The sequence below is a fragment of the Streptomyces sp. NPDC001401 genome (genome assembly GCF_042895385.1).
In the GTDB taxonomy this organism is placed as follows: domain Bacteria; phylum Actinomycetota; class Actinomycetes; order Streptomycetales; family Streptomycetaceae; genus Streptomyces.
In genome coordinates this window covers 77,124-98,212 of record NZ_JBIAWI010000016.1, presented here as the reverse complement: position 1 = coordinate 98,212, position 21,089 = coordinate 77,124, and the positions used below count along the sequence as shown (strand labels likewise).

The following is a 21,089-nucleotide window of genomic DNA, read 5'->3' as shown; positions in this document are numbered from 1 at the left end:
CACCGAGAGCGTCACGGTGCGGGGCGGGGAACGAAAGCGTGGCCCGGCGGTCAGCGGCCGGTGGCCCAGTCGAAAGTGCCCCCGGCCTTGCCGAAACCAGTTGCGCCCGAGTCGAAATCGGCCTTGCCATGAGAGGCGGGCCCGAAATCGCCACTGTCGTTGCCCATGACGTTGCCCACGTCGCTGGTGGGCACGTCGTCGTTGTTGTCGGCGATGGCCTGGGCCGCGCCTCCGAACAGAACGGTCCCGGCCAGAGCGATGGCGGCCAGCACGGTAGGTGCACGCATGAGCGTCTCCTTCGGTAGGTGTGTGCTTGCCGGAGGTATGCCGCCCAGCCCCCGTGCGAGAAGCACTGCCGTGCACACATGCACCCGAATGCGGCGCACATGGCGCCACCCGCGTTGGAGTCGCAGGAGACACGACCGAGCCCCCCACCTGTGGTTCTCCACCGGTAGAGGGCTCGTTGCCGTGGCTGTCGATCGGTGCCGGCGGTCAGGTCGCCGACCGGGCGATCAGAAGCTGGCGTTCAGGCCGACCTGGTGCGGAAGGGCGCCGAGGGTGCCGCCCAGGCTGCCCAGGGCCGTCGCCTTGAGCGAGTCGAGCTCGGCCAGGGCGTCCGCGCTGCTGAGCGTGGTGGAGCCGGCGGTGAGGGAGATCTGCGGGCTCAGGCCGCCGGAGACGTTGTCGAGCTCGGCGTCGGAGATCTCGAGGGTCTGAACCTGGGGAGCGGAGTTCATGGTGAAACTGCCCTTCGCATGGATGTGCCAGAGGGGGAGCGGCCCCGCGGGGGACAGAAGGCGGGGCTCGGTGCGCAGGATCAAACCACGGAGCGTGTCCGGCATCCAGTGCACAGGCCCCCGCAGCAGGGCCTTTGAAACGGTCTGCCACCGAACCGTGTGGGCATGCACACCAATTGGGGGCAGCTTCTCTACAGCAACCGCTGCACAGGAAGCCGACAGGTATTGCCCCGGCCGCTCCGAACTGGACAACTCCGCACCAACAGAACCCACTCGCGTCACGGTTGCGCATTCACTGTGCAGATTCGGTCACGGATGCATCCGCGCACCCTTCAGTACCTTGTCCACCGCGTTCTTCGGCCCGTAGACCGCCATCCCCACCAGATCCAGCTCCCCCGTCCCCACGGCCCGTACCGCCGCCCGGTTGTCGCGGTCATTGCCCGTGGTGAACAGGTCGGACGTGAAGACCGACCGCGGGAGGGCGCGGGACAGCGCCCGGCCGTGGGCCGCCGTCAGCGTCTCCTTGGTGCCCTGGAAGACCAGTACCGGCTGGCGGAACATCGGCAGGTACTGGACGCCGTCCGCGTCCTCGTACGGCTCGCCGATCACCTCGGGAACCGTCGCCCCCAGCCCGCTGACCAGGAACGCGGTCACGTTCAGCCGCTGCCAGGGCTCCAGGTCCTCCCGCAGCAGGACGGCGATCTTGGTGTCGAAACGGATGGGTTCAGTACTCGTGCTGCTCATGCACCGAGACTGCCGACCGTCGTAGCACCCCGTCTTGTACGTTCTTTGCATGGCCGCTCAGCGCCCCCAGCAGGAGGTCTCCGCCTGGCGCCCCCGGATACCCGGCGTCGTGGAGGTCTTCCACGCGCACTTCACCGAGTACGCCTACCCGATGCACGTCCACGAGGCGTGGACGCTGCTCATCGTGGACGACGGGGCCGTGCGGTACGACCTCGACCGGCATGAGCACGGGACGCCGCTCGACACGGTCACCCTTCTTCCGCCGCACGTCCCGCACAACGGGTCCCCCGCCACGCCGCACGGCTTTCGCAAGCGGGTCCTCTATCTCGACGGAACGCAGCTGCCCGACGGACTCATCGGGGCCGCCGTCGACCGGCCCGATCTGCGCGATCCCGCGCTGCGGCTGCGGGTCGGCCAGTTGCACACCGCGCTCGCGCACGCCGGGGACGAGCTGGAGGCCGAGAGCAGGCTGATGTTCATCGGCCGGCGGCTGCGTGCCCATCTGCGGCCACGCACCACCGCCGACGTCCCCCGTACGGATCCCGCCCTCGCCCGGCGTCTGCGCGAACTCCTCGACGAGCGTGTCGTCGACGGTCTCACCCTCGACGAGGCCGCCGGGCTCGTCCATGCCCATCCCGCGCATCTGGTACGGGCGTTCAGCACGGCATACGGCATCGCGCCGCACCAGTACCTGAACTCCCGCCGTGTCGACCGCGCCCGACGGCTCCTCCTCGACGGCCGGTCGCCGGGCGAGGTCGCGTCCGCCACCGGGTTCTTCGACCAGTCCCATCTCACCCGGCATTTCCGGAAGTTGGTGGGGGTGACGCCGGGGCGGTATGCGCGGACGGGGCGCAACTGATCACCGTACGGCGGCCCCGACTCCTCCCTCGGACGGCCTTTCCTCGCCCCCGCCGCCCCTACCCGTCCCATCCCCCAGGGGCTCCGCCCCTTCGACCCCGCCGGGGGCTCCGCCCCTGACCCCACCGGGGCTCCGCCCCGTACCACGATCGGTCTGAACGGCCTCGTCCTCAAACGCCGGACGGGCTGAAAGACACGGACCCACCCATGACGCGGTTGCCATATGTACACGGATGGTTACAGGCACTTACCGTGGTCCGGAGCAGCCAGTCTCGCCGATGGGGGGCACGGTGATATTGACAGGTGCAGCGATAAGGGGATCGGTGGCCGACGGGAGTTTGGCCATAGAACCGTTCGACGATCGTCACATAAACCCGAACAGCTACAACGTGCACCTATCAGAGAGGTTACTCCAGCGGGACGAATGGAGTCCCGACTCAGAATTCCGTACGATCACGATACCGCCTCATGGTCACCTTCTCCGTCCTCATACACTCTGCCTGGGCTCAACCGTGGAACGCTTTGGCGGAAACGGACACGTGACCTGCCTCATCAGCCGTTCCTCCGTGGGCCGCCTCGGCCTCTTCGTACAGCTCAACGCCGACATGGGGAACATCGGAGCCATTCACGCCTGGACGCTGGAGTTATACGCGGTCCAGCCTATTGTCCTCTATCCATTCATGCGGGTGGCCCAAGTCATGTTCTGGCATCCGACCGGCGACCGGGACCTGTACCAAGGCGAGTACGCGAACCATGACGCACCCCGGCCATGCCGTTACTCGGCCAGGGGCATGGTCGCAGAAAACAGCGGAGAACCGGTGGGCCAGCCGTGATACTCACCGGTAGTGAAATACGTCGACAGGTTGAGAAGGGGCGCATCACGATCGACCCCTTCGATGATCGGCAACTCAATCCAAACAGCTACAACTTCCGACTCGGGGACACGCTCAAGGTATACACCAACTACGTCCTCGACCCACGGATCCCGCAAGACACGGAAGACATACCGCTGAGATCCGCCGGACACATTCTCGCGTCCGATCGAATTCATCTCGGCCACACCGCGGAAATCATGGGAAGCGAACACTATGTACCGATCATCAAGGGCCGGTCCTCCTCGGCCAGACTGGGGCTCTTCGTCCATGTGACAGCCGATCTGATCGACATCGGCTCCATCGGGCAACTCACCTTGCAACTCTTCGCGGTACAGCCGGTCAGGGTCTATCCCGGAATGCTCATCGGTCAGGTCACCTTCTGGGTGCCCGAGGGCCCCATCGACCTGTACGAGGGAAAATATCAGGGCAGCAGAGGACCCGTTCCCTCGCTGATCCACCGCGATTTCACGCCCCTATCCAATGGCGCAGGAGACGAACATGTCGAATGACCGCGCCCTGCCGCCCATGTTCGACGCCGTACACGGGCCGATAGAACTCTCCGACCCCAGACTCTTCCGGAGCGAGGACATACTTCCCATCCTGCTGGAGTCTCCCGAACTCCAGCGACTCCGCCACCTTCAGCAACTGCCATTCGGTTCGTACGCCTTCCCGTCAGCCAATCACACACGATTCGCCCACGCCATCGGCACGGCACACTCGGCCCTGAAGGTACTGCGACAACTGCATCGGAACCAGTTCTTCGACAGCGCAGCGATCAGTGCTCTGCGGACCAGTCTGAAAGAACTGTCCAAGAAACACAGGAGCGATACCGACTTCATTTGCTCGGTCGGCGAGCACATAGTCATAAGCGGGCTGCTGCAGGATATTGGCGAACTCCCCTTCAAGGCCGCCACAGATTTATTCTTCCAAGCCGACACCTCCGTCGTGGGCAGAGTCTTGGAGGACCTTGACATCAGTGGTCACGACCTCGGACACAAAGATATCTTCACCCTGCACGGCGTGATCGATCTGTTCGGGAACCGAGGCGAACTGGCGGATCGTTTCGACATCGACCTGATCGCGCATTTGATCACTGGAATCCGGATCGGCGACATCGTTCCCAGCGCGCCGCTGGCGGCACTCCGCAACATCCTGGACGGAGTGGTGGACGCCGACCGCTTGGACTATGTCCACCGCGACGCCCACCACACAATCGGCGTCGGGAGCCTGACCTCGATGGGGCAGGTGGTCAGCTCCATCATCACCTATGACGAAGACGGACCGATCTTCGACGAGAAGGGCCCCGTCTCGAACTTCCTCATGCTGCGGGCGATACTCCGCTCCCAGGTCTACTCCGCACCCGAAAGCCGTTTCCGGTTCACGCTATTGGCCGTCGTTCTCTCCTATTTTCTCCGCCGACAGCCCAAGTTGATGGAGAAGATATTCGATGCTCCCGACGGCTCACTGACGGCCAACGGGTTCAACCGCCTGGACGACGAGTTTTTCCTGTCGGCGCTCATGGATTTTCGCAGCCGCCGGGAGTCGGAACGGCTTCCATTCGGGGTCCGGCACGCCATGGAGCTCATGGACGCGCCAGGAATGGACTACCAGTACTACTGGGCCGAACGACCGCAGATGCCCAGCGCCGGGTCAGTGGCCAAACTGCGTTCCGATTTCTACGTCGACACATACTGGGACCAGGAGAAACACACCCTGTACAAGCAGGGGTCCGTGCGCGTCCGAGCGGAACCGTACAGACTCTTGGGCGGCACCATTCCACTGGAACGGGCCGGCGGCCACGTCAGTCAGTTCTTCGAGGAGTTGTGGAACTCGCCCATACAGCGCAACATCCTGCTCTTCGTCCCTCGGAATCGGATGAACTGGATCGCCGAGCAGCAGAGCGAGCCGGAGACGCGGGCCGCCTTGTACCATGCGGCGGTCGTGCGAGATGCCGAGACCAGGCTGTCCACCGTCACCGATGACACGCGCACGGTACAAGGGTTCACGGGGCCCGCGGTATTCATCTCGTTCTGCTGGGACGACATAGCCACCATGCAGGCGGTTCTGCGCCTCCTCTACGACCGTAGGCGCCGCTATTTCGCGTTTGTCAAGGAGTTCCACGGGCTGGGGGTCGGGCCCAACGAGAACGGAGCGTCGTACGCCGGCCAGTCGGATGCCGCCATCCTGCTCTTCTCCCGCAACTACCTGAGGAATTTCCAGGACCGGAACGGCGCCATCGCCGCCGAGTTGCACGCCCTGGCGCGCAGGCTGAAATCGACCCACATCGTTTCGTTGACCCTCGATCCGCTGGACTCCTTCACCGAGGACGTCCAGAACGGACCCTGGTCACTGCTGGGCTTCCAGGAACCGCCGTTTCTCGGCCAACCGCTGCGCGGCGCCACACAGGAGGTCATCGAGGCCGCTCTGGTTGAAGCACTCAAGTTCATCGACAGGAATGTGACGAGCCAATGAGGACAGAGCAAAGAGGAGAGACCATAAGCCAGTGGGGCGAGAAGCGGCTGGTCCGCGATCTCATCCGCCCGCTGTTCAACCCCCAGGCAGATCCTCACGGTGTGGGCGACGACTGCGCCGTCTACGTCCCCCCACCGAACCGAGCGGCGCTGCTGAGCACCGACCGCGTTCCCGCCGACCTCATCGCCTTCGCCCACGGCCTGATCGACTACCGGGGATTCGGTGCGCACCTCGCCGCACTCAACATCAGCGATGTTGCCGCCTGCAGAGGTGAGCCCGTACTTCTGCTCCTGAACACCGCACTGCCGGCGCACATGCGCGTCGCGGACTTTCGGAGCCTGTGCGAGGGCGTCCTGGACGTGGCCCGCCCCCTGAGCTGCCGAGTGAAGGGCGGCGACATGAGCTCGAGCCCCGAACTCAGCTGCTCCGCAACCATCGTGGGCATCTGTCCGAAGGATCAGGTGCTGTTACGCAGGGGTGCCAAGGTGGGGGACATCGTCTTCGCATCACGTCCAGCAGGCATGACGCCGACGGCATTCCACGTGTTGGCGGGGAAGCCCGGAGCGGATGAGGTACCCGCTGAGATCCGGTCAGAGCTGTACGAACTGCTCCGCTACCGGCCGCCCATGGTGGAACTCGGCCGAGCACTGGCGACCAGCGGTTACTGCACCTCCTGTATGGACCAAACGGATGGGCTCGGTCAGACGCTGTGGGAGCTGGCCGAAGCCAGTGACGTCCGCTTCGACATCGACCCGACGGCGATGCACATACCTGATGCGGTTCTGCACGTAGCCCGGGCCGCTGGTGTCGACGCCTGCCAACTGGCACTCGGACCGGGGCACGACTTCTCGTTGGTCGGTACCTTGCGTGCCGACACCCCCGACGGTGTCCTGAGCGCGCTGCGCGAGCACGGCCTCCACCCGATTGGGGCAGTGACGTACGGGAACGGGATCTGGTTGTCCACGCCGGACGGGCCGCCGACGGCGTTCGTTCCCGAGGGATGGAACTACTTCACAGACACTGAGCGTTCGCTCACCGAGCCACTGAAGAGGGACTGAAACGTGCAGACCTGCCATGGCACAACGGAAGAGCGGATGTGCGCTCCGGCCCTCGTCCTGGACATCGACGGAGTACTGGTACATGTACGGGGGCAGAACCGGGGGACCGCCTGGTATGCCCGCCTGCGGGAAGACCTCGGGATCGATCCACAGCAACTGCACGACGAGTTCTTCAGGAAGAAGTGGTCGCAGATTGTCTCCGGTCAGGCCGATCTGCGGGAGGAACTTGCCTCCTCCCTGCAGCGGATTCGTCCTTCGGTGTCCGTCGACGAGCTGACGACGTACTGGTTTCGCAATCACTCCGAGGTTGATCACGAGGTGCTTGACGCCATCACCGAATGGGCGGACCGCACGCACGGAAGGCTGTTCCTGGCCACCAACCAGGAGAAGTACCGCGCCGATTACCTGTGGCACAACCTAGGGCTTCAGCGCTACTTCACGTCCATCTTCTACTCGGCCGACATGGGGCTGACCAAGTCGGAAGTCGAGTTCTTCCAACAGGTCGGGCACCTGATCGCAGGCGCCGACTGGCGCCGGGCCGACATTCTCTTCTTCGACGACGACACGCGGAACGTCGAGGTCGCGGTGCGCGCGGGCTGGACGGCCCGCCTCTTCACTGACGTGCCTGCGCTGCGCCGGGTACTCGGTCGATGGCCGTCTCCTGACCTGCGCGCACCAGCGGGGTCATCAGCGTCGGGTGACGGCCGGGGCGCTGCACGCCTGAGCTGATGGCCGTTCCCCACCCCGGACGGAAGGCACGTCAGGAGGTCATCGGATCAGCCACCGCTGTGCCTCATGAAGATTGCCCGGCCGGACCGCGTCCGTCGTGGGATACAGCTCCAGTCGCGCATGCAGATCCCCGGTGAAGTCGGGCACGTCGATCTGGTCGGACTCCGTGACCTCGTTGACGCCGACCGTCGCGGAGTACGGGGCCAGGGCGTCGATCTTCACCAGGCCTGCCCTGCCGTTGGTCACGCGGATGTTCCAGTGGGTGAAGCGGGCGCCGTAGAGGGGGCCCGCGTTCGCGTCGCCGCCGTGGCGGCCGTTGTTGTTGACGGTGATGTCGGTGCGGACGTTCGCGAAGGGCAGGCCGCGGTGGGAGTCGAAGGTGCCCATCTGCATCTCTCCGCGCGACCAGACGTTGTGGGACGACAGACCCTCGACATTGATGCCGTGCAGCTGCGTCCCCTCCGGAGCCGGGACCGTGCGCTGTTCGATCGTGAAGTCCTCGATCAGGTTGTCGTGCGAGCCCTCGCGGCAGAAGTAGGGATGGTGTTCGCCGCGGCCGCCGACCCTGGTGCGGCGCAGGGTGCAGGAGGACGCGGCCACCAGGCCGAAGCCGTTGTCCACGTCGCGGACCGTGACGTCGTCCACCCAGCAGTCGTACGCACATTGGAGTACGACCCCGTTGTAGCCCTTGTCGAGGAGGTGCGGGGACTGCGGGGTCGGGATCGCCCGGAGGGTGAGGCCCTCGACGCCGGAGCCGGTCAACTCACGTACGTGTGTGGTGAATTGGGGGTTCCATTCCGGACGCAGGTCCAGCGGGAGCGGGCGTTCGAGCGTGACGGCATGGCCGTGGACGTGTGCGATGCGGACGGGCCACTCGTAGGGGACGTACGACAGCAGTTTGGTCTTGTCCTCCCAGTAGTACGCCGCCGGGCCGGGGCCGCCTCCCGACATGTGCTGCAGGAGGGTGTGGGCCGGGTCGTCGGCGATGCGGAGGAGGACCAGGGCTCCCGGGCGAAGGCGGGAGGGGTCCGGGACGTTCACCGTCCAGGCGCCCTGCCGCGCGGGCTCGACGGGCGTCAGGGTCTCCCATTCGTCCCGTTTGTTGCCGGTCCAGCCCTCGAAGGGCCAGGCCTTCGCCCTGATGGCCGCGACGAGTGAGTCCCAACGGGCCGTGGGCGCCAGCCAGACCAGAGCGCCCGCCCATGACCAGGCCGACTTGGTGCCGCCGTAGCGGGAGCCGTACGCGCCGATCAGCTCGGTGAGGTTCTTCGTCGCACAGAGGGTCGTACGGCCGCTGCCCGCGCCCCGCAGCACGACGTTGTCGTGTCCGATCCGGATCACGTCGTCGATGCGGAAGGTGCCGGGCGGGATGGTGACCGTGCCGCCGCCGGCCCTTCCGGCGGCGGCGACGGCACGGTTGATCGCGGGGGCGCAGTCGGTCGAGCCGTCCGCCACTGCGCCGTAGTCGCGTACGTCGGCCACGGCGGGGCGGCGGGGGAAGCGCGCCGCCCCGCGCAGGCAGCCGGCCCGGCCGACGTACGGGATCTGCGGGTGCGTGAAGGGGGTGCGGGTGAACTCCCGCCAGAGGGACGGGACTTCGGAGGTGGCTGCCCGTGCCGTACCGGTCGCCGCGCCGACCGCCACGGCCGTGGCGCCGCCGAGCAGGGCCCGTCTGGTGAGGTGCGGATTGCCCATGGCCGTGCGTCCTTCCATATCGGATTTCATGGATGTGAACGACGTTCAGATGTGCGTTGGCCGTGAGCATGCCACTGCTCGGTCGGGCAGGGAAGGGGTCAGGAAAGGGAAGGGGTCAGGAAGAGGTCAGGAGGGGTCAGTCGGTGGGGCGTTGAGTCAGATGCGTGAACGCATCCAGGTTTCGCGTCGACTCCCCCCGCGCCACCCGCCACTCGTACTCCTTGCGGATCGCGGACGCGAAGCCGAGTTCCAGGAGTGTGTTGAAGCTGCCGTCCGCCGCTTCGAGGACCTGGCCGAGGAGGCGGTCGATCTCGTCGGGGGTGACGGCGGAGAGGGGGAGCTTGCCTGCGACATAGACGTCGCCCAGCTGGTCGACCGCGTAACTCACGCCGTACAGCTTGAGATTGCGTTCCAGGAGCCAGCGGTGGACGCCGGACTCGTTCTCGTCGGGGTGGCGGATGACGAAGGCGTTGAGGGAGAGGGAGTGGCGGCCGACGAGGAGGGAGACGGTCGTCTTCAGCTTGCGGGTGCCGGGGAGCTGTACGACGTAGTTGCCGGGAGCGGGGCTCTCCCATTCGAGCTCGGCGTCCTTCAGGACATCCTCGACGACCTGGGCCGCCTGCGCTGCCTTGTCTCCATCAGCCATGGTGGGAGCGTACGCGACGCCGGTGCGACTGGATCGCGGCCGTGTAGACGTCCGCCGTCGCGGCGGCCGCGGTGTCCCAGCCGAAGGACTGCGCGTGCCGGGCGGCGGCCGCGCCCATGCGGGACGGGAGCGTCGGGTCGTCGGCGAAATCGCTCAGTACGCGCGCGTAGTCGGCGGGATTGTGTCCTCGTACGAGGAAACCGGTCTGTTCGTCGCGCACGGCCACCGGCAGTCCGCCGACCGAGGCCGCGAGCACCGGTGTGCCCGCTGCCTGCGCCTCGATGGCGACCAGGCCGAAGGACTCGCTGTAGGACGGCATGACGAGGACCGAGGCGGCCCGGAACCAGTCCGCGAGCTGGTCCTGGCCGACCGGCGGGCGGAAGCGGACGACGTCCGCGATGCCCAGGCGGGACGCCAGTTTCTGCAGGCCCTCGGGCTTGGCGAGGCCGCTGCCGCTGGGGCCGCCGACGATCGGGACGACGATGCGGGAGCGCAGCTCGGGGCGCTCGTCGAGGAGGACGGCGACCGCGCGCAGGAGGATGTCCGGGGCCTTCAGGGGCTGGATGCGGCCCGCGAAGAGGGGGATCAGGGCGTCCTGCGGGAGGTCGAGGCGGGCCCGGGCCGCGGCGCGGCCGTCGGCGGGGCGGAATCGATCGAGGTTGACGCCGGGGTGGACGACGGCGACCTTGCCGGGGTCGGCGGAGTAGTGCCGTACGAGTTCGTCGGCCTCTTCGGAGGTGTTGGCGATGAGGCGGTCTGCCGCTTCGACGATCTGGGTCTCGCCGATGACACGGGCGGCGGGTTCGGGGCTGTCGCCGTCGGCCAGGTTGGCGTTCTTGACCTTGGCCATGGTGTGCATGGCGTGGACCAGGGGGACGCCCCAGCGCTGGGCGGCGAGCCAGCCGACGTGGCCGGAGAGCCAGTAGTGGGAGTGGACCAGGTCGTAGTAGCCGGGGCGGTGGCCCGCCCAGGCCTGCATCACGCCGTGCGTGAAGGCGCACAGCTGGGCCGGGAGCTCCTCCTTGGCCAGGCCCTCGTACGGGCCCGCGTCGACGTGGCGGACGAGGACGCCCGGGGACAGCTCGACGGTCGGAGGGAGGGCGGCCGCGGTCGCGCGCGTGAAGATCTCGACCTCGATGTTGATCGCGGCGAGGCGCTGCGCGAGCTCCACGATGTATACGTTCATGCCGCCGGCGTCGCCCGTGCCGGGCTGGTGGAGCGGTGAGGTGTGCACGGAGAGCATGGCGACGCGGCGGGGGCGGCGGTGGAGCCTGAGCCGCGGGGGCGTTGCCTGGGAGCGTCGCCCGAGCCTGCTGACGTACTGGCTCACGTGGCGTTCCTCCTTGTGCGGGCATGCCTGGGGGAGGGTGTGGGGCGCCCTCCAAGGGGGTGCAACATCGGAGGGGCTGGTTCCCATTCCGGGGGCGGTGATTTTTGCCTCGGCATTACCGTTTATCGCTCAACCGTTCGGGGGGTGGGTGGGTTGGCGATGCCTGCGGCGCATCCGCGGGTTCGGTGGGGGTGCGTGTAGCGCCTGCGGTGGGTTGTGGGTCGGGGCCGCGCCGGGGGGTGTCCGTCCTCGGTCGGGCGGTGCTGTCCGGTGGGGTTGTGCCCGGCGGTGGACGCCCGCCGCTGCGGGCGGACACCCCCCGACACGTCCCCTTCCCGCCGTGGGCGACTGCTGCCTGCATCCGGCCGAGGAGTGCGATCAGGCACATCTACGGCGTGCACAGCTGTGCCGGCACGCCGCATACCCTCGTAGGCATGATGTCCCGCGCCACGACCCGGCCCGTGGGAACCGTGACGCGCGGGACCACCAACCCCAACCGGCTGCGTCGCATGGACCGCTGGATCGCGGCCACGCACGGCGCCGAGCTGCGGCGCGCTGTGGATCCCGTCGCCGTCGACCTCGGCTACGGTGCCGCACCCTGGACCGCCGTCGAGTTGCTCACCCGGCTGCGCGTGGCAGCGCCCCGCACGTGCGTGGTCGGGGTCGAGATCGAACCGGCGCGGGTGACGGCGGCGAAGCCGTACGAGCGTGACGGGCTCGTCTTCCGGCACGGCGGGTTCGAGATCCCGATCCCCCGGCGGCCGCTGCTGGTGCGGGCCGCCAATGTCCTGCGCCAGTACGACGAGGCCGAGGTCACCGGGGTGTGGCAGCGGCTGTGCGCGCGCCTGGCCCCGGCGACGGAGTCCTCGCGTGGCGGGCTGCTGGTCGAGGGGACCTGCGACGAGATCGGGCGGCGGCATGTGTGGGTCGCGCTCGGTCCGGAGGGGCCGCGGACGGTGACTTTTGCGACGCGGCTCGGCTCGTTGGAGCGGCCGTCGGACCTTGCCGAGCGGCTGCCGAAGGCGCTCATCCACCGCAATGTTCCCGGCGAACCCGTGCACGCCTTCCTGCGCGACTTCGACCGCGCCTGGTCCGCCGCCGCGCCCTACGCCTCGTACGGCGCCCGTCAGCGCTGGATCCGTGCGGTGCGGGATCTGACGGCCGACTGGCCGGTGACGGACGGGGCCGGGCGGTGGCGGCAGGGTGAAGTGACGGTGGCATGGGGGGCGTTGGCGCCCCGCGGCTGACCGGCCCCCACGCCTGACCTGCGGGGAACGATCTCCCTGAGTCGTTCGTCACAAAGGCGGGGAGATCGCGTACGGCGAGGGGAAGGGGGGAAATCCGACTTGCGTGCACCTCTGTCGCTCTGCGCGTCGGCGTGGCACGATCCCCCAGGCATCGTAAGTTACTGACGGTAAATCAGGTTTGGGGGAAGGGTATGGGTACGGGCAAGCGCGGCCTGATCGCGACGGCCGTGACCGTGGTCTGCGCGGTCACCGTGCTGGCGGCGCCGGGCACGGCGTTCGCGAACGCCGGCCGGACGCCCTCCCCAAGCACATCTCCCTCCTCGAGCACATCCGCCTCCGCCTCCACGACTCCCGCGCCAAGCAAGGACCTTGAGGCGATCCGCGAGAAGCTCGACCGGCTCTATCACGACGCGGCGGTCGCCACGGACTCGTACAACGCGGCCGAGGAGAAGGCCCAGCAGCAGTCCGCCGCGATCGTCGACCTGGCGAAGAAGATCGTCAAGGGACAGCAGAAGCTGGACGAGTTGAAGAAGCGGGCCGGCGCCGCGGCCGCCGCCCAGTACCGCACCGGCGGACTGCCCGACGAGGCCCAACTGCTGCTCAGCAGCAACCCGCAGCAGTTCCTCGACGGCGCGGGCCGGGTGCTGCAGGGCGAGCGCGCGACCAAGGGTCTGATCACGGAAATGACCCGCACCCAGCAGGACTTGAAGCAGTACGCCGCGGACGCCGCCGACCAGTGGAAGAAGCTGGAGGCGGGGCGCAAGGCGAAGGACGCCGCCCGCAAGAAGATCAAGAAGCAGATCGCGGCCGCCGAGAAGCTCGAGGGCCGGCTGGAGAAGAAGGAGAAGGAGCGCCTCGCCAAGCTGGAGCAGGAGGCCGCTCTCAAGGCGCAGACCGCCTGGCTCGACTCCGGAATTCTGGACGAAATCAATGGAAAAGCGTCCGAACAGGGCAAGAGGGCGGTCGAGTTCGCCACGGCCCAGATCGGAAAGCCGTACGAATGGGGCGCCGAGGGCCCGAAAACGTACGACTGCTCGGGGCTGACCTCACAGGCCTGGGCGGATGCGGGGCACGCCATCCCGCGCACCTCGCAGGAGCAGTGGAAGCAGCTCAAGCACGTCGACATCAAGGACATGCGGCCCGGCGACCTCATCATCTACTTCGACGACGCCAGCCATGTCGGGATGTACATCGGCGACGGCGCGATCGTGCACGCCCCGCGGCCCGGGCGGACGGTGACGATCACCGGCGCGGGGTCGATGCCGATCCTCGCAGTGGTGCGGCCGGACGCATAGGCGCAGGGAGAACAGGCGCAGAGCGCGGGGCGGGCCGGATGCGTACGGGCAGTTGGTCGGGCCGTGCCTGTGAGAGCCCGGTCACGTGACCCACTGCACGCCGAACACCCCGGCAAACCCACAGCGGACGTGACGTTCGTCATTCCTGCCCCACGCCCCTCCTGTCCAACTGCGGTACGGATCGCGGCATATGACACTGGCGCCTCTCCAAGCGGCGTGGCTTACGCCATTCCTTTACGGCGCCGGCACCCGCTATGGTCCCCGTCGGTGGATCGAGATCTCTCGCTCCGCGTGCCCTCGGGGGGAGGGAAGGAAGTCAACAAGATGCCCGTACCCATACCGCGGCAGAGAGCGATCCCGGCCGCGGAGAGTGGTCAGGCGCAGGCCGCGCAGCGAGGCGGCACCTCCACGGACCAGACCCCGCGCAAGGAAGCCACGGTCGACAACAACGCCGCCACCACCACAAACCTCACGCTGCTGCTGATCGAGGACGATCCCGGCGGCGCCACCGTCGTACCCGAACTGCAGGACTCGGCCGGCCGTCCGCTCCGTGTCCGCACCGCCCGCAACCTCACCGAGGCCGCGCGGCTGCTGACCGACGACGTCCACTGCATCCTGCTGGACCTCGCGCTGCCGGCCCCGGGCCGCAGCGATGACGAGGACGAGCTCGCCGTGCTCAAGCACGTACTGGAGCTCGCGCCCCGGCACGCCGTCCTCGCGCTCACCGCGTCCGGCGACGCCGAGCGAGGTGCGGAGGCGGTACGGGTCGGCGCCCAGGACTACCTCTTCCGGGACGAACTGGACGCCCGGCTGCTGAGCCGTGCGATCCGCTACGCCGTGGAGAGGAAACGTTCCGACACGGCCGAGCGACGGCTCGCCGAGGGGCGGGTGCGGGCGCAGGAGAACCGCCGTCTGGAGCGGGGGCTGCTGCCCACGCCGCTGCTGGAGGGGTCGTCGCTGCGGTTCGCCGCGCGGTATCGGCCGGGCCGGTCGCGGGCGCTGCTCGGGGGTGACTTCTACGACGTCGTACGGACGCCGGACGGCACCGTGCACGCCATGATCGGCGACGTCTGCGGGCACGGCCCGGACGAGGCGGCGCTCGGCGTGGAGCTGCGGATCGCCTGGCGCGCGCTCACCCTGGCGGGGCTGTGCGGTGACGAGCTGCTCGGGACGCTGCAGCAGGTGCTGGAGCACGAGCGGTCCGACGACGAGATCTTCGCGACGCTCTGCACGGTGGACATTTCGCCGGACGGGCGGCGGGCCGGGCTGTGTCTGGCCGGGCATCCGTCGCCGCTGGTCGCCCGGCCCGGGCGGACGGCCGAGCTGCTGCCGTACGAGAACAACGGGCCCGCTCTTGGGCTGCTGCCTGGTGCGCGGTGGCCGCGGATGCAGGTGGAGCTGGGGCGGGAGTGGAGCCTGATGCTCTACACCGACGGGCTGATCGAGGGCCGGATCGGTTCGGGGCTGGAGCGGCTCGGGCAGGACGGGATGGTTGAGATGGTGCGGCGGCAGCTGGCCGCTGGGCTGCGCGGGGAGGCGTTGTTGCGGGCAGCTGTGAACGAGGTTCGTGAGCTCAATGGTGGGGAGCTGACGGATGACGTTGCAGTGCTGCTCTTGGATCGCGGGGCCTGAGCGGGAATCCGCCGTTGCGGGGTCTGTCGTGTGCCGACTGCTGGTCCGTTGTGGCTGGTCGCGCCCACGCGGCGGAGCCGCAAATTGATACAGCCCCGCGCCCCTAGCCGGCGGTGCCCTTAGCGGCGGCTACTAGCGGCCGCCGTTGTAAGGGCCGTACGGGCCGTCGCTGCTTGAGCCTCTGCGGTTGCGGCCGCCGCCCGGGAGGCCCTTCAGGGCCGGGCGGACGTCGACCATGTAGACGATGGTGGCGACGAGGCCAATGACGGGCAGGAACGACAGGATGGGGAAGAGCACGTTCACCACGAAGGCGATGGCGAGGATGATCAGCCAGAACGGCTTGGTCTGCTTGCCGGCCGCGCGGTAGCCGTCCTCTCGGCGGATGGCGGCGTCGATCAGTGCAAAGCCGCTGAAAAGGATCAGGGCCATGCTCAGCAGCCACATGAACCCTGCGAATCCCTGCATCAGCACTACGTCCACCACCAGACTCGGCTTGTTCCTACGCGGCCACCGTACCCGTTCTCGAACACCGGCTACCCGCACAACGGGCCGGGCGCTCCAGGAGTGCCCGACCCGTTACCGATCACCCGTCCGTGTTACTTCGCGGGCGGCGTCGTCTTCTTGGCGGTGGTGGTCTTGCGGGCCGGCGCCTTCTTGGCGGCGGGCTTCTTCGCGGGGGCGGCCGTGGCCTCGGCCGGCTTGGCGGCCTCTTCCTTGACCTCGACCGGCTCGGGCTTCGGCTCGACGGTGGCGGCCAGCTCCTCGATCTCGTCGGCCGCCTCGCCGCGCCAGGTCTTCACGGCCTGCTCGCCGTGCTCGGCGACCTTCTCGTAGGTCTCGCGAGCCTTGACGGCGTACTCGGCGGCGACGCCGACACCGCGCAGCGCGAAGTCCTGGGCGGACTCGCCGAACTTCTTCAGGTCGGCATCGATGGTGGCGCCGAGCTTCTTGATGTCACCGTCGACGGTCGCCAGGAACTCGGTGACCTTGGCCTGGAGGGACTCCTGGGTCTCCTTGACCTTGGCCCCGGCCTCCTTGGCGCGTGCCTGGGCCTTCTCCTGGACGGCCTTCGGGTCGGTGCTGCGGACGGCCTCGAAACGGGCCGGGGCCTCGGCGCGCAGCTGCTCCACGATGCCGGGCACCTTCTTGGCCTGCTGAAGAGCCAGGTCGGCGGTGCCTGCGGCGAAGTAGAGCGGCGTCGGGTCGCTGAGGGTCTTGCGGAGGTCGTCGGTGATGGCCATGGTGATGGTCCTCCCGGGTCGCTTGCAGCTGAGGGTTTTGGGTACCGCGGTCAGTAGGCCGGGCTTGTGCACGTGCTGCTCATGTCAGCCGGCCGTCTGCTGCGGGTCGTTCGGGTTGTTCGGGTCCTGCGGTGCGGCCTCGTTGCCGCCGGACGTGCGGGGGCGGCGCGTGGCGGACCTGCGTCCGCCGGCCGTGCGGGTCTTGCGGGTGCGGCGCTCGCCGGTCTGCTCGCCGTCGCCCTTGCGGGTGCGGCGTATCGCGGTGTCGTCCTCCTCGACGTCCTGGACATCCGGGACGTCCTGGGCCTGAGGTGTACCCGGGCCGGGCGCGGCGGTCAGGACCACCGCGCTGGCCTCCGGGGCCTCCTCGGTCGTCTCGTCCGCCGTGCCGGCGATCCCGAACCCGTTCTCCTTGCGGAAGGACTCGTAGATCTGGAGCAGCACCTGCTTCTGCCGCTCGTTCAGCGTGGGATCGGCGAGGATGACGGCGCGCGTCTCCACCTCGTCCCGGTCCCGCTCGGCGTCGAGGATGCCGGCGCGCACGTACAGCGTCTCGGCGGAGATCCGCAGCGCCTTGGCGACCTGCTGCAACACCTCCGCGCTCGGCTTGCGCAGCCCGCGCTCGATCTGGCTCAGATACGGATTGGACACCCCGGCGGCGTCGGCGAGCTGCCTGAGCGACAGCTGCGCGGTGCGCCGCTGTTCACGCAGGTACTCGCCGAGATTGCCGACGTTGAGCGATGCCATGCCTCCACCTTGCACCATCCTCGCTAACTATTGCAAGCAGACGCTTGCAATAGTGCGCCACACCACTCGGGCGGGTGCAGCGGGACGGCTGCGGACCGGCAGCGGGCCTACCTGGCGAGTTCGGCCGGTGCGTCCAGCCGGGTCAGCTTGCGCGGATTTCTCACCACGTAGATCCGGGTGACGCGGCCGTTCTCCACCGTGAGGCTCACCGTGGACGGTTCGCCGTCGAAGTCGATACGGCCGGCAGGCGCGCCGTTGAGCCATACGGTCGTCGTCCTGAGTGCGGCCACCTTCCGCTTCGCGCCCGCGAGCAGCTTGGCCACCACGTCGGCCCCGTGGATCGGAGCCAGAGCTGCGGCCACCACCCCGCCGCCATCGGTGATCATGACCACGTCCGGCGCCATGATCTCCAGGAGCTCCTGCAGCTGCCCGGTCCGCAAGGCCGCCAGGAAGCGTTCCACCACGGCCTGCTGCTCCGACCGGCTCACCTGCACCCGCGGCCGCCTGGCCGCCACGTGCTCGCGGGCCCGCCGTGCGATCTGCCGTACCGCGGCCGCGGACTTGCCCGTCGCCCCGGCGATCTCGCCGTACGGCATCTCGAAGACCTCGCGCAGCACGAACACCGCCCGCTCCGTCGGCCCGAGCGTTTCGAGGACGGTCAGCATCGCGATCGAGACGCTCTCCGCGAGTTCGACGTCCTCGGCGACGTCCGGGCTGGTCAGCAGCGGCTCGGGGAGCCACTCGCCGACGTACTCCTCGCGGCTGCGTGACAGCGTCCGCAGGCGGTTGAGCGCCTGTCGGGTCACGGTCCGGACGAGGTAGGCCCTAGGGTCGCGCACCTGCGCGTGGTCGACGTCGGCCCACCGCAGCCAGGACTCCTGCAGCACGTCCTCCGCGTCGGCCGCCGACCCGAGCATCTCGTAGGCGACCGTGAACAGCAGACGGCGATGGGCGACGAAGGGATCCTCGGTCATGCCGTGGTCACTTCTCCGGGCGTGCCGGGACGCGCGGCCAGCGGAATCTCGCAGGCGGCGGAGAAGCCCTGCGAGGTGACCCCGAGTGCCGTGTTGTTCCTGGTCGCGTAGTTGGCGAAGGCTGGGGGTACCTCCCACGCCCTTCAGGCAGTGGGGGAGAATCCGGTGAGCTCGACCAGCGCCGCCGTGCCGAGCCGGTCCAGCAGAGACGCGGACAACTCGTCGGTGACGGTCGGCGGCGTGTTCGTCATGGCCTCGGCGTACTCCATCACGTCACGCTCCAGCGGTGTGAACACCTCCGACTCGCGCCAGCGCGGCACCTGGCTCGCCTTGTTCAGGTCCAGATTCTTGTTCTGCGCCTGGAAGTAGCCGATGTCGAGGCACCAACTGCAGCCGACCTGCGCCGCCACGGCCATGTGCGCGAACGACTTCAGGCTCGCGTCGGCCGCATCCCACGCGTTCACCCTGCCCCCCATCTCCTGGCCTGCCTCGGCGACCTCGGGGTTGTGCCAGGTCGCCGCCAGGGGTTCGGGCACGGCACCGAACTGCTCGATCATGCTCTCGGTGAGCTCGGGGGTGAGCTCGGCCTTCGGAACGCGGAGCGCCATGGTGTTCTCCCAGTACGTTGGCGTGTTTGCCATGAAGACACCGCCGGTCCCGTCAATGTGACAGCCACTCCTCCAGTACGGCGAAGTCCGCGTCGGTGAGCCCGTACCGGTGATCGACCCGGTGCAGCAGGGCGGGCGCCGGATGGTGTGCGGCGACCCAGGTGCGGTCGGCGGCGGTGATCTCGTCGTCGACCCAGACGAAGGGGCGGCCGTCCGCCCAGGCCACGAGGGGCCGGGTCTTCCAGTGCAGAGGAGTCGGCGGCTCGTCCTCGTCCGGCCAGTCCACCGACGGCAGCGCAGGCAGGCCGAGCCAGGGCGCGACGCACACGTTCGCGTCGTCGTCCATCCAGGTCGTCGCCCACACCAGCTCGCAGTCCAGCGCCACGAGCCGTGCGCCGAGCGCGGGATCGATGCGGTTCAGCAGCGGCTGGGCTGCGGCCGCCGCCTGCGGCAGCGCGAAGCGCGGCTCGTACGACGGGTACGGGTGCGCCGAGCCGAACGGGATCAGCGTTCCGTCGATGTCGAGGAAGAGCAGCATCAGCCTTCGAACCCCTGCTCCGCCAGGATCTTGTCGATGCGCGCCCGGTGTGCCGTCTCCCAGGCGTCCAGCGACTCGTCGGCCTCCTTCGCGAGCTTGGCCCGTGCTGCCGTGAGCACCTCGTCGCGGCGGGCGGCGGGTACGGCGACGACGCCCTCCTCGTCGGCCACGACGATGTCGCCGGCCTCGACCCGTACGCCGCCGCACGTCACCGGCTCGCCCAGCGGTCGTACGACCGACTTGGCGCCCGGGATCGGGATGACGCCCCGGGCGAACACCGGGAACCGTGCCTCCCGCACCTCGGCGAGATCGCGGATCAGCCCGTCCAGTACGAAGGCCGTGACGCCCCGCCGCTGGGCGACGGCGCAGACGTTGCCGCCCGCGAGCGCCCAGTCCAGGTCTCCGGACTCCACGACGACGACCGATCCGGGCTCGGCGCGGTGGATGGCCGCGTGCAGCATCAGGTTGTCGCCGGGAGGGCAGCTGACGGTGAAGGCCGGTCCGGCCACCCGCCCGTGCGGCCCCCACAGGGGGCGGATCCCGATGTCCATGACCTGTCCGCGGCCCAGCAGGTCCGCGAGGGTGGTCGTGGGGATGGTCCGGAAGTCGGTGGCGTCAGTCATACGTCGGACGTTATCGTCCGGAACATGACTGCCGGGTCGGCCTTGTGCCGTGAGCGAGTTGGGTGCCCGGCCTCTGAGTGAGGCCCCGGCGGGCCAGGAGCCCGCCTCTTTCTCTGCGCCTTCCCCATCGAGATCGAGATCGACATCGACGGAAACCAGCGACAGAGAAAGAAGAAAAAGAAGAGAATGCCCAACGATTTCAATCAACCGGTCATCGACGAGTTCCGGGCCAACAGGGGCCGTCTGACCGGCTACTTCGAAGACGCCCGGCTGCTGCTCCTGACCACCACGGGCGCCCGCACCGGCACCCCGCACACCACCCCCGTCGGATACCTCCCCGACGACGACGGCCGCGTCCTGGTCATCGCCTCGGCGGCCGGCTCGCCCAAACACCCGGACTGGTACCGCAACCTGCTCGCCGACCCCCAAGTCACCGTCGAGAGCGGCGCGTTCACCTACGAGGCGCGGGCCGTCGTGCTGGCGGGCGAGGAGCGGGACCGTGCCTGGGCGCGGGCGGTGGAGGCCGACGCGGGCTGGGCGGCGTACCAGGAGAAGACCGAACGGATCATCCCGGTGGTCGCCCTGCACGCGATCACGAACGGCGGCCCGGGGAAGATCAACGCCTCCTCGCCGGGCGAGGCGATCAAGGTGGTCCACGACGCCTTCCGCCGTGAACTCGCCCTGATCCGCAAGGAGATGGCGGCCGGAAACGGAACCCTCGGCGCCCAGCTGCGCGTCAACTGCCTGACCTTCTGCCAGGGCCTGCACAACCACCACACCGGCGAGGACACGATGATGTTCCCGTTCCTCGCCGACCGCCACCCGCGGGCCGCCCCGGCGCTGCGGCGCCTGCGCGAGGAGCACGAGCAGATCGCGGCCGTGGTGGCGGATCTGCGCCGGGCCGTGACCGCCGAGGCCTCGGACCCGGCCGCCGCCCGCGCCGAGGTCGAGCGGCTGACGTTCGACCTCGAGGCCCATCTGACGTACGAGGAAGAGGAGTTGATCCCGCTCCTCGACGCCGGCGCCTGACCGACGGGCGG

22 protein-coding genes and 1 pseudogene are annotated in these 21,089 nt (G+C 68.5%); 10 read left to right on the top strand and 13 right to left on the bottom strand.

Annotation, left to right across the window (positions count from 1 at the left end; all coding sequences use genetic code 11):
- Nucleotides 1-50 precede the first annotated feature (50 nt).
- The 3 genes from ACFY10_RS39590 to ACFY10_RS39580 form a co-directional block, all read right to left on the bottom strand.
- Nucleotides 51-287 carry a hypothetical protein gene (locus ACFY10_RS39590; protein ID WP_390670132.1) on the bottom strand — a complete coding sequence of 79 codons (237 nt, stop codon included), beginning with the start codon at nt 285-287 and terminating at the stop codon, nt 51-53.
- Nucleotides 288-512: 225 nt separating this feature from the next.
- Entirely contained in the window at nt 513-737 is a 225-nt protein-coding gene (locus ACFY10_RS39585; RefSeq protein ID WP_390670274.1) for a hypothetical protein, read from the bottom strand.
- A gap of 309 nt (nt 738-1,046) precedes the next feature.
- On the bottom strand, nt 1,047-1,481 hold the full coding sequence (locus tag ACFY10_RS39580) for a DUF2000 family protein (RefSeq protein WP_390670131.1): 435 nt from the start codon (nt 1,479-1,481) through the stop codon (nt 1,047-1,049).
- Between the two features lie 49 nt (nt 1,482-1,530).
- Between ACFY10_RS39580 and ACFY10_RS39575 the strand changes: the two genes are divergently transcribed.
- The 6 genes from ACFY10_RS39575 to ACFY10_RS39550 all read left to right on the top strand — a co-directional run bounded on the left by ACFY10_RS39575 (nt 1,531) and on the right by ACFY10_RS39550 (nt 7,473).
- Nucleotides 1,531-2,340, top strand: coding sequence for an AraC family transcriptional regulator (locus tag ACFY10_RS39575; RefSeq protein WP_390670129.1), 810 nt, complete (start codon nt 1,531-1,533; stop codon nt 2,338-2,340).
- A gap of 232 nt (nt 2,341-2,572) precedes the next feature.
- Entirely contained in the window at nt 2,573-3,172 is a 600-nt protein-coding gene (locus ACFY10_RS39570; RefSeq protein WP_390670128.1) for a deoxycytidine deaminase, read from the top strand.
- Nucleotides 3,169-3,723 carry a dCTP deaminase gene (dcd, locus tag ACFY10_RS39565; protein WP_390670127.1) on the top strand — a complete coding sequence of 185 codons (555 nt, stop codon included), beginning with the start codon at nt 3,169-3,171 and terminating at the stop codon, nt 3,721-3,723. The genes ACFY10_RS39570 and dcd overlap by 4 nt, the downstream gene beginning before the upstream one ends.
- Nucleotides 3,713-5,686, top strand: a complete 1,974-nt coding sequence (locus tag ACFY10_RS39560; RefSeq protein ID WP_390670126.1) for a hypothetical protein — start codon at nt 3,713-3,715, stop codon at nt 5,684-5,686. Before dcd ends, ACFY10_RS39560 begins: the two co-directional genes overlap by 11 nt.
- A complete protein-coding gene (locus tag ACFY10_RS39555; protein ID WP_390670125.1) occupies nt 5,683-6,744 on the top strand; it encodes a thiamine-monophosphate kinase in 1,062 nt (353 codons plus the stop codon). Before ACFY10_RS39560 ends, ACFY10_RS39555 begins: the two co-directional genes overlap by 4 nt.
- A 3-nt stretch (nt 6,745-6,747) precedes the next feature.
- A complete protein-coding gene (locus ACFY10_RS39550) occupies nt 6,748-7,473 on the top strand; it encodes an HAD family hydrolase (protein ID WP_390670124.1) in 726 nt (241 codons plus the stop codon).
- 39 nt (nt 7,474-7,512) lie between these two features.
- Here the strand turns inward: ACFY10_RS39550 and ACFY10_RS39545 are convergent, their stop codons facing one another.
- From ACFY10_RS39545 to mshA, 3 genes are all read right to left on the bottom strand, one after another.
- Nucleotides 7,513-9,168 (bottom strand): glycosyl hydrolase family 28-related protein, encoded by a 1,656-nt coding sequence (locus tag ACFY10_RS39545; RefSeq protein WP_390670123.1) that lies wholly within the window; start codon nt 9,166-9,168, stop codon nt 7,513-7,515.
- A gap of 136 nt (nt 9,169-9,304) precedes the next feature.
- Nucleotides 9,305-9,814 carry a YbjN domain-containing protein gene (locus tag ACFY10_RS39540; protein WP_390670122.1) on the bottom strand — a complete coding sequence of 170 codons (510 nt, stop codon included), beginning with the start codon at nt 9,812-9,814 and terminating at the stop codon, nt 9,305-9,307.
- Complete coding sequence (gene mshA, locus ACFY10_RS39535) at nt 9,807-11,144, bottom strand: D-inositol-3-phosphate glycosyltransferase (RefSeq protein ID WP_390670121.1); 1,338 nt, start codon at nt 11,142-11,144, stop codon at nt 9,807-9,809. Before mshA ends, ACFY10_RS39540 begins: the two co-directional genes overlap by 8 nt.
- Before the next feature lie 434 nt (nt 11,145-11,578).
- Here mshA and ACFY10_RS39530 point away from each other — a divergent pair, with 434 nt between their 5' ends.
- From ACFY10_RS39530 to ACFY10_RS39520, 3 genes are all read left to right on the top strand, one after another.
- A complete protein-coding gene (locus ACFY10_RS39530; protein ID WP_390670120.1) occupies nt 11,579-12,391 on the top strand; it encodes a class I SAM-dependent methyltransferase in 813 nt (270 codons plus the stop codon).
- 191 nt (nt 12,392-12,582) lie between these two features.
- Nucleotides 12,583-13,686 carry an NlpC/P60 family protein gene (locus tag ACFY10_RS39525; RefSeq protein WP_390670119.1) on the top strand — a complete coding sequence of 368 codons (1,104 nt, stop codon included), beginning with the start codon at nt 12,583-12,585 and terminating at the stop codon, nt 13,684-13,686.
- Between the two features lie 324 nt (nt 13,687-14,010).
- A complete protein-coding gene (locus ACFY10_RS39520) occupies nt 14,011-15,318 on the top strand; it encodes a PP2C family protein-serine/threonine phosphatase (protein ID WP_390670118.1) in 1,308 nt (435 codons plus the stop codon).
- A gap of 132 nt (nt 15,319-15,450) precedes the next feature.
- On the opposite strand, the gene ACFY10_RS39515 is transcribed toward ACFY10_RS39520, so the two are convergent.
- The 7 genes and pseudogenes from ACFY10_RS39515 to ACFY10_RS39485 all read right to left on the bottom strand — a co-directional run bounded on the left by ACFY10_RS39515 (nt 15,451) and on the right by ACFY10_RS39485 (nt 20,049).
- Nucleotides 15,451-15,783, bottom strand: a complete 333-nt coding sequence (locus tag ACFY10_RS39515; RefSeq protein ID WP_390670273.1) for a DUF2516 family protein — start codon at nt 15,781-15,783, stop codon at nt 15,451-15,453.
- A gap of 131 nt (nt 15,784-15,914) precedes the next feature.
- Nucleotides 15,915-16,559, bottom strand: a complete 645-nt coding sequence (locus tag ACFY10_RS39510) for a hypothetical protein (protein WP_390670117.1) — start codon at nt 16,557-16,559, stop codon at nt 15,915-15,917.
- 84 nt (nt 16,560-16,643) lie between these two features.
- A complete protein-coding gene (locus ACFY10_RS39505; RefSeq protein WP_390670116.1) occupies nt 16,644-17,306 on the bottom strand; it encodes a helix-turn-helix domain-containing protein in 663 nt (220 codons plus the stop codon).
- 107 nt (nt 17,307-17,413) lie between these two features.
- Entirely contained in the window at nt 17,414-18,280 is an 867-nt protein-coding gene (locus ACFY10_RS39500) for an RNA polymerase sigma-70 factor (protein WP_390670115.1), read from the bottom strand.
- Nucleotides 18,277-18,888 (bottom strand): annotated as a pseudogene (locus tag ACFY10_RS39495) (carboxymuconolactone decarboxylase family protein). Before ACFY10_RS39495 ends, ACFY10_RS39500 begins: the two are co-directional and overlap by 4 nt.
- Nucleotides 18,889-18,940: 52 nt before the next feature.
- Complete coding sequence (locus ACFY10_RS39490) at nt 18,941-19,426, bottom strand: HAD domain-containing protein (RefSeq protein ID WP_390670114.1); 486 nt, start codon at nt 19,424-19,426, stop codon at nt 18,941-18,943.
- Nucleotides 19,426-20,049: an RraA family protein gene (locus ACFY10_RS39485; RefSeq protein ID WP_390670113.1), complete on the bottom strand. Its 624-nt coding sequence runs from the start codon at nt 20,047-20,049 to the stop codon at nt 19,426-19,428. Before ACFY10_RS39485 ends, ACFY10_RS39490 begins: the two co-directional genes overlap by 1 nt.
- A gap of 186 nt (nt 20,050-20,235) precedes the next feature.
- On the opposite strand from ACFY10_RS39485, the gene ACFY10_RS39480 reads away from it, so the two are divergent.
- Nucleotides 20,236-21,078, top strand: coding sequence for a nitroreductase/quinone reductase family protein (locus ACFY10_RS39480; RefSeq protein ID WP_390670112.1), 843 nt, complete (start codon nt 20,236-20,238; stop codon nt 21,076-21,078).
- The last annotated feature ends 11 nt before the right edge of the window (nt 21,079-21,089 follow it).